Here is an 11,991-nt window from a genome sequence, read left to right as displayed (position 1 = left end):
CCTGATGGAGGGCCAGCGTGCCTAAGCGCACCGATATCCAGTCCGTCCTGGTCATCGGCTCCGGCCCGATCGTCATCGGCCAGGCCGCCGAGTTCGACTACTCCGGCACCCAGGCGTGCCGCGTGCTGAAGTCCGAGGGCCTCAGGGTCATCCTCGTGAACTCCAACCCGGCGACGATCATGACCGACCCGGAGATCGCCGACGCCACCTACGTCGAGCCGATCACCCCCGAGTTCGTCGAGAAGATCATCGCCAAGGAGCGGCCCGACGCGCTGCTGCCCACCCTGGGCGGCCAGACGGCCCTCAACACCGCCATCTCGCTGCACGAGAACGGCGTCCTCGACAAGTACGGCGTCGAGCTGATCGGCGCCAACGTGGCGGCCATCCACAAGGGCGAGGACCGCGACCAGTTCAAGGAGGTCGTGGAGGAGGTCCGCAAGAAGATCGGCCACGGCGAGTCCGCCCGCTCGGTCATCTGCCACACCATGGACGAGGTGCTCGCCGGTGTCGAGGAGCTCGGCGGCTACCCGGTCGTCGTCCGCCCCTCCTTCACCATGGGCGGCGCCGGCTCCGGCTTCGCCCACGACGAGGAGGAACTGCGCCGCATCGCCGGCCAGGGCCTCACCCTCTCGCCGACCACCGAGGTCCTCCTGGAGGAGTCCATCCTCGGCTGGAAGGAGTACGAGCTGGAGCTGATGCGCGACAAGCACGACAACGTCGTGGTCGTCTGCTCCATCGAGAACTTCGACCCCATGGGCGTGCACACCGGCGACTCGATCACCGTGGCGCCCGCGATGACGCTCACCGACCGCGAGTACCAGATCCTGCGCGACATCGGCATCGCCGTGATCCGCGAGGTCGGCGTCGACACCGGCGGCTGCAACATCCAGTTCGCGGTCAACCCCGAGGACGGCCGCGTGATCGTCATCGAGATGAACCCGCGCGTGTCCCGCTCCTCGGCCCTCGCCTCCAAGGCCACCGGCTTCCCGATCGCCAAGATCGCCGCCAAGCTGGCCGTCGGCTACACGCTGGACGAGATCCCCAACGACATCACGCAGGAGACCCCGGCCTCCTTCGAGCCGACGCTCGACTACGTGGTCGTCAAGGCCCCGCGCTTCGCCTTCGAGAAGTTCCCCAGCGCCGACTCCACCCTCACCACGACCATGAAGTCGGTCGGCGAGGCCATGGCCATCGGCCGGAACTTCACCGAGGCCTTCCAGAAGGCCATGCGCTCCCTGGAGAAGAAGGGCAGCCAGTTCACCTTCGTCGGCGAGCCGGGCGACAAGACGCGGTTGCTGGAGCAGGCCGTCCGCCCCACCGACGGCCGCATCAACACCGTCATGCAGGCCATCCGCGCGGGCGCCACGCCCGAGGAGGTCTTCGACTACACGAGGATCGACCCCTGGTTCGTCGACCAGCTCTTCCTGATCAAGGAGATCGCCGACGAGCTGGCCGAGGCACCCGAGCTGACCGCCGACCTCCTGGCCGAGGCCAAGCGGCACGGCTTCTCCGACACGCAGATCGCCGAGATCCGCGGCCTGCGCGAGGACGTCGTCCGCGAGGTGAGGCACGCCCTGGGCATCCGCCCCGTCTACAAGACGGTCGACACCTGCGCCGCCGAGTTCGCCGCGAAGACGCCGTACTTCTACTCCTCCTACGACGAGGAGACCGAGGTGGCGCCGCGCGAGAAGCCGGCCGTCATCATCCTGGGCTCCGGCCCGAACCGCATCGGCCAGGGCATCGAGTTCGACTACTCCTGCGTCCACGCCTCGTTCGCGCTGAGCGACGCGGGCTACGAGACGGTGATGGTCAACTGCAACCCGGAGACGGTCTCGACCGACTACGACACCTCCGACCGCCTCTACTTCGAGCCGCTGACGCTGGAGGACGTGCTGGAGATCGTGCACGCCGAGCGGCAGGCCGGGCCCGTCGCGGGCGTCGTCGTCCAGCTCGGCGGGCAGACCCCGCTGGGCCTGTCGCAGGCGCTGAAGGACAACGGCGTGCCGATCGTCGGCACCTCCCCGGAGGCCATCCACGCCGCCGAGGACCGGGGCGCCTTCGGACAGGTCCTCAAGGAGGCCGGCCTCCCGGCCCCCAAGCACGGCACCGCCACCACCTTCGCCGAGGCCAAGGCCATCGCCGACGAGATCGGCTACCCGGTCCTGGTGCGCCCCTCGTACGTCCTCGGCGGACGCGGCATGGAGATCGTCTACGACGAGACCCGGCTGGAGTCCTACATCGCCGAGTCCACCGAGATCAGCCCCTCGCGGCCGGTCCTGGTCGACCGCTTCCTCGACGACGCCATCGAGATCGACGTCGACGCCCTCTACGACGGCGAGGAGCTGTACCTCGGCGGTGTCATGGAGCACATCGAGGAGGCCGGCATCCACTCCGGCGACTCGGCGTGCGCCCTGCCCCCGATCACGCTCGGCGGCTTCGACATCAAGCGCCTGCGCGCCTCCACCGAGGCCATCGCCAAGGGCGTGGGCGTACGCGGCCTGATCAACATCCAGTTCGCGCTCGCCGGCGACATCCTCTACGTCCTGGAGGCCAACCCGCGCGCGTCCCGGACCGTCCCCTTCACCTCGAAGGCGACGGCGGTGCCGCTGGCCAAGGCCGCCGCCCGCATCTCGCTGGGCGCCACCATCGCCGAACTGCGCGCCGAGGGCCTGCTCCCGGCGCACGGCGACGGCGGCGAGCTGCCGCTGGACGCGCCGATCTCCGTCAAGGAGGCCGTCATGCCGTGGTCGCGCTTCCGCGACGTGCACGGCCGCGGCGTCGACACGGTCCTCGGCCCGGAGATGCGCTCCACCGGCGAGGTGATGGGCATCGACGCCGTCTTCGGCACGGCGTACGCCAAGTCGCAGGCCGGCGCCTACGGCCCGCTGCCCACCAAGGGCCGCGCGTTCATCTCGGTCGCCAACCGCGACAAGCGCTCGATGATCTTCCCGGCCCGTGAGCTGGTCGCGCACGGCTTCGAGCTGCTGGCCACCTCCGGCACGGCCGAGGTCCTCAAGCGCAACGGCATCAACGCCACCGTCGTGCGCAAGCAGTCCGAGGGCGTGGGCCCGAACGGCGAGAAGACCATCGTCCAGCTCATCCACGACGGCGAGGTCGACCTCATCGTCAACACCCCGTACGGCACCGGCGGCCGCCTGGACGGCTACGACATCCGCACCGCGGCCGTGGCACGCTCCGTGCCCTGCCTGACGACGGTCCAGGCGCTCGCCGCGGCGGTCCAGGGCATCGACGCCCTCAACCGCGGCGACGTGAGCGTCCGATCGCTCCAGGAACACGCGGAACACCTGACCGCGGCCCGCGACTAGCAGCCCCGAGGGGGACACCGGAAACGGTGTCCCCCTCTTCGTGAGGACCCCAGGTCCTCGTGAGGACACCATGTACAAGATCTTCTTCCGTCTCGTCTTCAAACGGCTGGACCCGGAGCAGGCCCACCACTTGGCCTTCCGCTGGATCCGCCTGGCCGCCCGGGTGCCCGTGCTGCGCACCTTCCTCGCGGCCGCCCTCGCGCCCCGCCACAAGGAGCTGCGCACCGAGGCCCTGGGCTTGCGCATGCACGGCCCCTTCGGCCTCGCGGCCGGCTTCGACAAGAACGCCGTCGGCATCGACGGCATGGCCATGCTCGGCTTCGACCACGTCGAGATCGGCACGGTGACCGGCGAGCCCCAGCCCGGCAACCCCAAGCAGCGGCTGTTCCGCCTGGTCCAGGACCGGGCGCTGATCAACCGCATGGGCTTCAACAACGACGGCTCCCTGCGCGTCGCCGCCCGCCTGGCCTCCCGTACGCCCGTCTTCAAGACGGTCGTGGGCGTCAACATCGGCAAGACCAAGGCCGTACCCGAGGAGGAGGCCGTCGCGGACTACGTGAAGTCCGCCGAGCGGCTCGCGCCCTACGCCGACTACCTGGTGGTCAACGTCTCCTCCCCGAACACGCCGGGGCTGCGCGACCTCCAGGCCACCGAGGCGCTGCGCCCCCTGCTGAGCGCGGTCCGCGAGGCCGCCGACCGCACGGTGCCCGCGCGGCGCGTCCCGCTCCTGGTGAAGATCGCGCCGGACCTCGCCGACGAGGACGTCGACGCCGTCGCCGACCTCGCCGTGGAGCTCGGCCTGGACGGCATCATCGCCACGAACACCACCATCGCGCGCGAGGGACTCGGCCTGACGTCCGACCCGTCCCTGGTCAAGGAGACCGGCGGCCTGTCCGGGGCGCCTCTGAAGGAGCGCTCCCTGGAGGTGCTGCGCCGCCTCTACGCGCGCGTGGGCGACCGGATCACCCTGGTGGGTGTCGGGGGCGTCGAGAACGCCGAGGACGCCTGGCAGCGCATCCTGGCCGGCGCCACCCTGGTCCAGGGCTACAGCGCCTTCGTCTACGAAGGGCCGTTCTACGCCCGCGCCATCCACAAGGGCCTCGCCGCACGCCTGCGCACGAGCCCGTACGCCACGCTCGCCGACGCGGTGGGCGCCGACGTGAGGAAGACGGCATGAGTGGTCTCGAACCCTTCGGCGCACGTCTGCGCCGGGCCATGGACGAGCGCGGCCCGCTGTGCGTGGGCATCGACCCGCACGCGTCCCTGCTGGCCGAGTGGGGCCTGAACGACGACGTGGCGGGTCTGGAGCGGTTCAGCCGCACGGTCGTCGAGGCCGTCGCCGACCGGGTCGCCGTGCTCAAGCCGCAGAGTGCGTTCTTCGAGCGCTTCGGCTCACGGGGGGTCGCGGTGCTGGAGAGGTCCGTCGCCGAGGCCCGGGCGGCGGGCGCGCTGGTCGTGATGGACGCCAAGCGAGGCGACATCGGCTCGACCATGGCCGCCTACGCCGAGTCCTTCCTGCACAAGGACGCGCCGCTGTTCTGCGACGCCCTGACCGTCTCGCCCTACCTCGGCTACGGCTCGCTCGCCCCGGCCGTCGCGCTGGCCCGGGAGAGCGGCGCCGGGCTGTTCGTGCTGGCGCTGACGTCCAACCCGGAGGGCGGCGAGGTGCAGCACGCCGTGCGCCCCGACGGCCGCGACGTCGGAGCGACGATGCTGGCGCACCTGGCCGCCGAGAACGCGGGGGAGCGGCCCCTGGGTTCCTTCGGGGCGGTCGTCGGCGCCACCCTGGGTGATCTCTCGACCTACGACCTCGACGTCAACGGCCCGCTCCTCGCGCCCGGCATCGGCGCCCAGGGGGCCGCGCCGGCCGATCTTCCCCGGGTCTTCGGGGCGGCCGTGCGCAATGTCGTGCCCAACGTCAGCCGGGGAGTGCTGCGCCACGGTCCCGACGCGGTCGCTCTGCGTGACGCGACGGAACGCTTCGCTCAGGAGGTCAGGCACGCCGTGACGGCCTCGTGAGGCGGTCCAGACCATATCGCGAGACCTCCGATGAGTGGTCACGGGGTCTCCTGAGTCGGAATACATCCTCAAATCCGGGGCAGTATGTCCTAAATGTCCGTTCAGATGAAGGCTGACCAGGACTTTTCCGCTGTTCTCGCTGACTCTGGCGGACTTGCCCGCTAGTCTCCGACGAGAGGGCGGGCAAGCGTGTGTTGCTCGTGGCTCCCCAGGTGTGGGGCGACTAGGTTCCTCACCGGTCCGTATCCGACAGTTCGACATCCGAGGTGACGTAGGCGTGGCTCTTCCGCCCCTTACCCCTGAACAGCGCGCAGCCGCGCTCGAAAAGGCCGCCGCGGCTCGCCGGGAGCGGGCCGAGGTCAAGAATCGACTCAAGCACTCCGGCGCCTCCCTCCACGAGGTCATCAAGCAGGGCCAGGAGAACGACGTCATCGGCAAGATGAAGGTCTCCGCCCTTCTTGAGTCCCTGCCGGGCGTGGGCAAGGTCCGCGCCAAGCAGATCATGGAGCGACTGGGCATCTCCGAGAGCCGCCGCGTGCGCGGTCTCGGGTCCAACCAGATCGCCTCCCTGGAGCGCGAGTTCGGCAGCACCGGCTCCTGAACCGGGCTGTCCGGGGTAGCGAGTCCCGGGCACTCCGGGATTGCTGGATAATCGCTGCATGGCAGCAACACCCCGGGGGGCGACCCCCGTACCCCCGGACGTAGGTCCGCGGCTGACCGTGCTCTCCGGCCCCTCCGGGGTCGGCAAGAGCACGGTCGTCGCTCATATGCGCAAGGAACACCCCGAGGTCTGGCTCTCGGTGTCGGCGACGACCCGCAGGCCGCGCCCCGGCGAGCAGCACGGAGTCCACTACTTCTTCGTCACCGACGAGGAGATGGACAAGCTGATCGCCAACGGCGAGCTGCTGGAGTGGGCCGAGTTCGCCGGCAACCGCTACGGCACGCCGCGCGCGGCCGTGCAGGAGCGCCTGGAGAAGGGCGAGGCCGTCCTGCTGGAGATCGACCTGCAGGGCGCCCGTCTGGTCCGGGAGTCGATGCCCGAGGCCCAGCTGGTGTTCCTGGCCCCTCCCTCCTGGGAGGAACTGGTGCGCAGACTCACCGGGCGGGGCACCGAACCGCCCGAGGTGATCAAGCGCAGGCTGGAGGCGGCCAAGATCGAGCTCGCGGCCGAACCGGAGTTCGACACGACGCTGGTCAACACCTCCGTCGAAGACGTGGCGCGCGAGCTGCTAGCCTTGATGAACGTCGTGTGACCATCGCTGACCGATCCGGTCCTCGCTGATCACCCCGACAGAATCTTTCCCATCCATCGGAAGGTAGAGCGTGTCCTCTTCCATCTCCGCGCCCGAGGGCATCATCAACCCGCCGATCGACGAGCTCCTCGAGGCCACCGACTCGAAGTACAGCCTCGTGATCTACGCGGCCAAGCGGGCCCGCCAGATCAACGCGTACTACTCGCAGCTCGGCGAGGGTCTCCTCGAGTACGTCGGTCCCCTCGTCGACACCCACGTCCACGAGAAGCCGCTCTCGATCGCCCTCCGCGAGATCAACGCGGGGCTGCTCACGTCCGAGGCCGTCGAAGGCCCGGCCCAGTAAGTAGTATCTGCAGCTTGATGCTGACTTTTCCACAGGCCCGGCAGGCTGACCGCCGGGCCTGTGGTGTGTCATGGAGTCGTACGGTGGGCCGGTCGCCGAGGTCGGTCAGAGACGGGGAGAGACGTGGACAAGCCGAAGGTCGTCCTGGGGGTCAGCGGTGGCATCGCCGCGTACAAGGCCTGTGAGCTGCTGCGGCGGCTGACGGAGTCGGGCCACGACGTGCGCGTGGTGCCCACCGCGTCCGCGCTGCACTTCGTCGGTGCCGCGACCTGGTCCGCGCTCTCCGGGAAGCCGGTTGCCACCGAGGTCTGGGACGACGTGCACGAGGTGCCCCACGTCCGCATCGGGCAGCACGCCGACCTGGTCGTCGTCGCCCCGGCCACCGCCGACCTGCTCGCGAAGGCGGCCCACGGCCTCGCCGACGACCTCCTGACCAACACCCTGCTCACCGCCCGCTGCCCGGTCGTCTTCGCCCCCGCCATGCACACGGAGATGTGGGAGCACCCGGCCACCCGGGAGAACGTGGCGACGCTGCGCCGCCGCGGCGCCCTCGTCATCGAGCCGGCCGTGGGCCGCCTCACCGGCGTCGACACCGGCAAGGGCCGGCTGCCCGACCCGGCCGAGATCTTCGAGGTGTGCCGCCGCGTGCTCGCCCGGGGCGTCCGCGAGCCGGACCTCGCGGGCCGGCACGTCGTCGTCAGCGCCGGGGGCACCCGCGAGCCCCTGGACCCGGTCCGCTTCCTCGGCAACCGCTCCTCCGGCAAGCAGGGCTACGCCCTCGCCCGCACCGCCGCCGCCCGGGGCGCCCGCGTCACGCTGATCGCGGCCAACAGCGCCCTGCCGGACCCGGCCGGTGTGGACGTCGTCCCGGTCGGCACGGCCGTGCAGCTGCGCGAGGCGGTGCTGAAGGCCGCCGCCGACGCCGACGCCGTGGTCATGGCGGCGGCGGTCGCGGACTTCCGCCCGGCGGCGTACGCGACCGGGAAGATCAAGAAGAAGGACGACCGGGAGCCGGAGCCGGTCGCGCTGGTGCGGAATCCGGACATCCTCGCGGAGATCTCCGCCGACCGGGCCCGTGCCGGACAGGTCGTCGTCGGCTTCGCCGCGGAGACCGACGACGTCCTCGCCAACGGCCGCGCCAAGCTGAAGCGCAAGGGCTGCGATCTGCTGGTGGTGAACGAGGTGGGGGAGCGCAAGACGTTCGGCTCCGAGGAGAACGAGGCCGTCGTGCTCGGCGCCGACGGCAGCGAGACGCCGGTGGCGCGCGGACCGAAGGAAGCCCTGGCCGAAACGGTGTGGGACCTGGTCGCCGAGCGTCTGCGCTGACGTTTCCGCCGCTTCGCGGTCCCGTGAAACCCGGCCAGCCGGGGCGTGGCGCCTCTGGCCAACGTCGCTCGGCATTGGGCAGAATGCCCGTGCCGCAGGTCACAGCACTCCCGAGTGGCGAGACGGGGGGACCGTGGCCGAAGCGTGACCGATAAACTGTTCCATGGACGGCGCCGGGTGCAGCCCCCGCCGTCCGCCAATGATCAGCCAGCAGCCGCTGCAACCCCAGGGAGCGTTGTGTCCCGTCGTCTGTTCACCTCGGAGTCCGTGACCGAGGGTCACCCCGACAAGATCGCTGACCAGATCAGCGACACCATTCTCGACGCGCTCCTGCGTGAGGACCCGACCTCCCGGGTCGCCGTCGAGACCTTGATCACGACCGGTCTGGTGCACGTGGCCGGCGAGGTCACCACCAAGACGTACGCGGACATCGCGACGCTGGTCCGGAGCAAGATCCTGGAGATCGGCTACGACTCCTCCAAGAAGGGCTTCGACGGCGCCTCCTGCGGTGTCTCGGTGTCGATCGGCGCCCAGTCGCCCGACATCGCCCAGGGCGTGGACACCGCGTACGAGTCCCGGGTCGAGGGCGACGAGGACGAACTCGACAAGCAGGGCGCGGGCGACCAGGGCCTGATGTTCGGCTACGCGACGGACGAGACGCCGACGCTGATGCCGCTGCCGATCTTCCTGGCCCACCGCCTGTCCAAGCGCCTGTCGGACGTGCGCAAGAACGGCACGATCCCCTACCTGCGCCCGGACGGCAAGACGCAGGTCACCATCGAGTACGACGGCGACAAGGCGGTCCGTCTGGACACCGTGGTCGTCTCGTCGCAGCACGCCTCCGACATCGACCTGGACTCGCTGCTGGCTCCCGACATCAAGGAGTTCGTCGTCGAGCCGGAGCTGAAGGCGCTCCTGGACGAGGGCATCAAGCTCGACACGGAGAACTACCGCCTGCTGGTCAACCCCACCGGCCGCTTCGAGATCGGCGGCCCGATGGGCGACGCCGGCCTCACCGGCCGCAAGATCATCATCGACACCTACGGCGGCATGGCCCGGCACGGCGGCGGTGCCTTCTCCGGCAAGGACCCGTCCAAGGTCGACCGCTCCGCGGCGTACGCGATGCGCTGGGTGGCGAAGAACGTGGTCGCAGCGGGTCTCGCCACCCGCTGCGAGGTCCAGGTCGCGTACGCGATCGGCAAGGCCGAGCCGGTCGGTCTGTTCGTCGAGACCTTCGGCACCGCCAAGGTCGACACGGACCGCATCGAGAAGGCGATCGACGAGGTCTTCGACCTGCGTCCGGCCGCCATCATCCGCGACCTCGACCTGCTCCGCCCGATCTACTCCCAGACGGCGGCCTACGGCCACTTCGGCCGTGAGCTGCCCGACTTCACCTGGGAGCGCACGGACCGCGTGGACGCCCTGCGCAAGGCGGCGGGGCTGTAACGAGCCCTGAGGCTGCAAGGCCCGGTTCCCCTCGGGGAACCGGGCCTTCGCCGTGTCCCGGGCTCGTCTCCGGGGGCCGCCGGATGTCAGTGGTGTTTGGTAAGAATGCAAGCGTGAGCAGCGAGAACGGACAGGCGGGCGGCGGTGCTGAGGGTGCGCCGCCCGAGCAGCTCGCGCTCATCCGGGAGAGCGTGCGCAAGGCGCAGACGCCCCGGGCCAAGCCGCGGACGTGGCGGGGGGCCGCGCTCGCCAAGGAGCTGCCCGTCGCGCGGGTTCTCGTCGACAAGGGCGTGCTCCACCTCGACCGGTACTTCGACTACGCCGTCCCCGAGGAGCTGGACGAGCAGGCCCAGCCGGGCGTGCGGGTGCGGGTGCGGTTCGGGGCCGGGCGGCACCGGGTGCGGGAGGGGCGCCGTGAGGGCGGCGGGCTGATCGACGGTTTCCTCGTCGAGCGGCTGCCCGAGTCGGACTACTCCGGGCCGCTGGCCGCCCTCGCCCAGGTCGTGTCGCCCGAGCGGGTGCTGAGCGAGGAACTGCTGGGGCTGGCCCGGGCGGTCGCCGACCGGTACGCGGGCAGCCTCGCCGACGTCCTGCAGCTCGCCGTGCCGCCGCGCAACGCACGGGCCGAGCAGCGCGCCTCCCCGGAGCCCCTGCCGCCGCCCCCGGCACCCGAGGCCGGGTCCTGGCAGCGGTACGAGCGGGGAGCGGCCTTCCTGGAGTCGCTGGCCTCCGGCGGTGCGCCCCGGGCCGTGTGGAACGCGCTGCCGGGGCCGCAGTGGAGCGAGGAGCTGGCCCGGGCCGTCGCGGCGACGCTGGCCTCCGGCCGTGGAGCGCTCGTCGTACTGCCCGACGGACGGGCCGTCGCCCGGGTCGACGCCGCGTTGACCGCCCTGCTGGGGGAGGGGCGGCACGCGGTGCTCACCGCCGACGCCGGCCCCGAGAAGCGGTACGCGCAGTGGCTCGCCGTGCGGCGGGGCTCCGTGCGGGCCGTGGTGGGGACCCGGGCCGCGATGTTCGCCCCGGTCCAGGATCTCGGTCTGGTCGCCCTCTGGGACGACGGGGACGACAGCCACAGCGAGCTGCACGCCCCGCAGCCGCACGCCCGCGAGGTGCTCCTGCTGCGAGCCGCACAGGACAGGTGCGGTTTCCTGCTGGGCAGCTGGGCCTGCACGGTGGAGGCCGCGCAGCTCGTCGAGAGCGGCTGGGCGCGGCCGCTGGTGGCCGGGCGGGACCAGGTGCGCGCCGCCGCCCCGCTCGTCAGGACCGTCGGGGACGGGGATCTCGCACGGGACGAGGCCGCCCGGGCCGCCCGGTTGCCGACCCTCGCCTGGCAGGCCGTCCGGGAGGGCCTGCGGCACGGGCCGGTGCTGGTCCAGGTGCCCCGGCGGGGATACGTGCCGCGCATGGCCTGCGCCACCTGCCGGGCCCCCGCGCGGTGCCGGCACTGCTCGGGGCCGTTGGAGGCGCCGGACGGCGGTGCGCTGTGCTGTGGCTGGTGCGGCCGCGCGGAGGAGAACTGGCACTGCCCGGAGTGCGGGTCCTTCCGGCTGCGCGCCTCGGTGGTGGGGGCCCGGCGGACGGCCGAGGAACTCGGACGGGCCTTCCCCGCGGTGCCGGTGCGCACCTCGGGGCGCGAACACGTGCTGGACACGGTGCCCGGGGCGCCCGCGCTGGTGGTGAGCACACCGGGTGCCGAACCCGTCGCCGAGGGCGGCTACGCGGCGGCGCTGCTGCTGGACGGGTGGGCGATGCTCGGGCGGCCCGATCTGCGGTCCGGGGAGGACGCGCTGCGGCGGTGGATCGCGGCCGCGTCGCTCGTCCGGCCGCAGTCCGCCGGCGGCACGGTGGTGGTCGTGGCCGAGCCGACGCTGCGGCCGGTGCAGGCGCTCGTCCGGTGGGACCCCGTCGGGCACGCGGTGCGCGAGCTGGCCGAGCGGGCCGAGCTGGGATACCCGCCGGTGTCCCGGATGGCGGCCGTGGCGGGTCCGCCGGAGGCGGTGGCCGACTTCCTCCGTACGGCCGGACTGCCGCCGGAGGCCGAGGTGCTGGGACCGGTGCCGCTGCCCGTCACCGCGGCCGGGCGTCCGCGACGCACGGGGGCGCCGCCGCCGGGCGAGCAGTGGGAGCGGGCGCTGGTGCGGGTGCCGCCGGGGAGGGGGGCGGCGCTGGCCGCCTCACTGAAGGCCGCGCAGGCCGCGCGGATGGCCCGGGGGGGCGGGAGCGGCGCGGGAGCCGGGGTGTGGGTGCGCATCGATCCCGCCGACATCGGCTGAGGAGA

The 11,991-nt window shown here is 71.7% G+C and carries 9 protein-coding genes; all 9 read left to right on the top strand.

Annotated elements, in window-relative coordinates; genetic code table 11:
• Positions 1-17: 17 nt before the first annotated feature.
• Positions 18-3,326, top strand: a complete 3,309-nt coding sequence (gene carB, locus RIN80_RS23425; protein ID WP_309097621.1) for a carbamoyl-phosphate synthase large subunit — start codon at positions 18-20, stop codon at positions 3,324-3,326.
• A gap of 70 nt (positions 3,327-3,396) precedes the next feature.
• Positions 3,397-4,503, top strand: a complete 1,107-nt coding sequence (locus tag RIN80_RS23420) for a quinone-dependent dihydroorotate dehydrogenase (protein ID WP_309097620.1) — start codon at positions 3,397-3,399, stop codon at positions 4,501-4,503.
• Positions 4,500-5,345 (top strand): orotidine-5'-phosphate decarboxylase, encoded by an 846-nt coding sequence (gene pyrF, locus RIN80_RS23415; RefSeq protein WP_309097619.1) that lies wholly within the window; start codon positions 4,500-4,502, stop codon positions 5,343-5,345. The genes RIN80_RS23420 and pyrF overlap by 4 nt, the downstream gene beginning before the upstream one ends.
• A gap of 277 nt (positions 5,346-5,622) precedes the next feature.
• On the top strand, positions 5,623-5,946 hold the full coding sequence (locus RIN80_RS23410) for an integration host factor (protein WP_003977346.1): 324 nt from the start codon (positions 5,623-5,625) through the stop codon (positions 5,944-5,946).
• Between the two features lie 58 nt (positions 5,947-6,004).
• Positions 6,005-6,598 carry a guanylate kinase gene (gene gmk, locus RIN80_RS23405; protein WP_309097618.1) on the top strand — a complete coding sequence of 198 codons (594 nt, stop codon included), beginning with the start codon at positions 6,005-6,007 and terminating at the stop codon, positions 6,596-6,598.
• A gap of 70 nt (positions 6,599-6,668) precedes the next feature.
• Complete coding sequence (gene rpoZ, locus RIN80_RS23400) at positions 6,669-6,941, top strand: DNA-directed RNA polymerase subunit omega (protein WP_003988945.1); 273 nt, start codon at positions 6,669-6,671, stop codon at positions 6,939-6,941.
• Positions 6,942-7,064: 123 nt separating this feature from the next.
• Positions 7,065-8,267 carry a bifunctional phosphopantothenoylcysteine decarboxylase/phosphopantothenate--cysteine ligase CoaBC gene (coaBC, locus tag RIN80_RS23395; protein WP_309097617.1) on the top strand — a complete coding sequence of 401 codons (1,203 nt, stop codon included), beginning with the start codon at positions 7,065-7,067 and terminating at the stop codon, positions 8,265-8,267.
• A 237-nt stretch (positions 8,268-8,504) separates the two neighbouring features.
• On the top strand, positions 8,505-9,713 hold the full coding sequence (gene metK, locus RIN80_RS23390; RefSeq protein WP_094056334.1) for a methionine adenosyltransferase: 1,209 nt from the start codon (positions 8,505-8,507) through the stop codon (positions 9,711-9,713).
• 113 nt (positions 9,714-9,826) lie between these two features.
• Positions 9,827-11,986 carry a primosomal protein N' gene (locus RIN80_RS23385; protein WP_309097616.1) on the top strand — a complete coding sequence of 720 codons (2,160 nt, stop codon included), beginning with the start codon at positions 9,827-9,829 and terminating at the stop codon, positions 11,984-11,986.
• Positions 11,987-11,991: the final 5 nt, after the last annotated feature.

Source organism: Streptomyces sp., from assembly GCF_031181705.1.
Taxonomy (GTDB): Bacteria; Actinomycetota; Actinomycetes; order Streptomycetales; family Streptomycetaceae; genus Streptomyces.
The sequence above is the reverse complement of the archived record's forward strand: the minus strand, read 5'-3'. Positions and strand labels throughout refer to the sequence as shown.

What these genes read in the sequence shown, in the direction of transcription:
- pyrF (WP_309097619.1), top strand. Translation starts at nt 4,500, where the DNA reads ATGAGTGGTCTCGAACCCTTCGGCGCACGTCTGCGCCGGGCCATGGAC.
- RIN80_RS23420 (WP_309097620.1), top strand. Translation starts at nt 3,397, where the DNA reads ATGTACAAGATCTTCTTCCGTCTCGTCTTCAAACGGCTGGACCCGGAG.
- gmk (WP_309097618.1), top strand. Translation starts at nt 6,005, where the DNA reads ATGGCAGCAACACCCCGGGGGGCGACCCCCGTACCCCCGGACGTAGGT.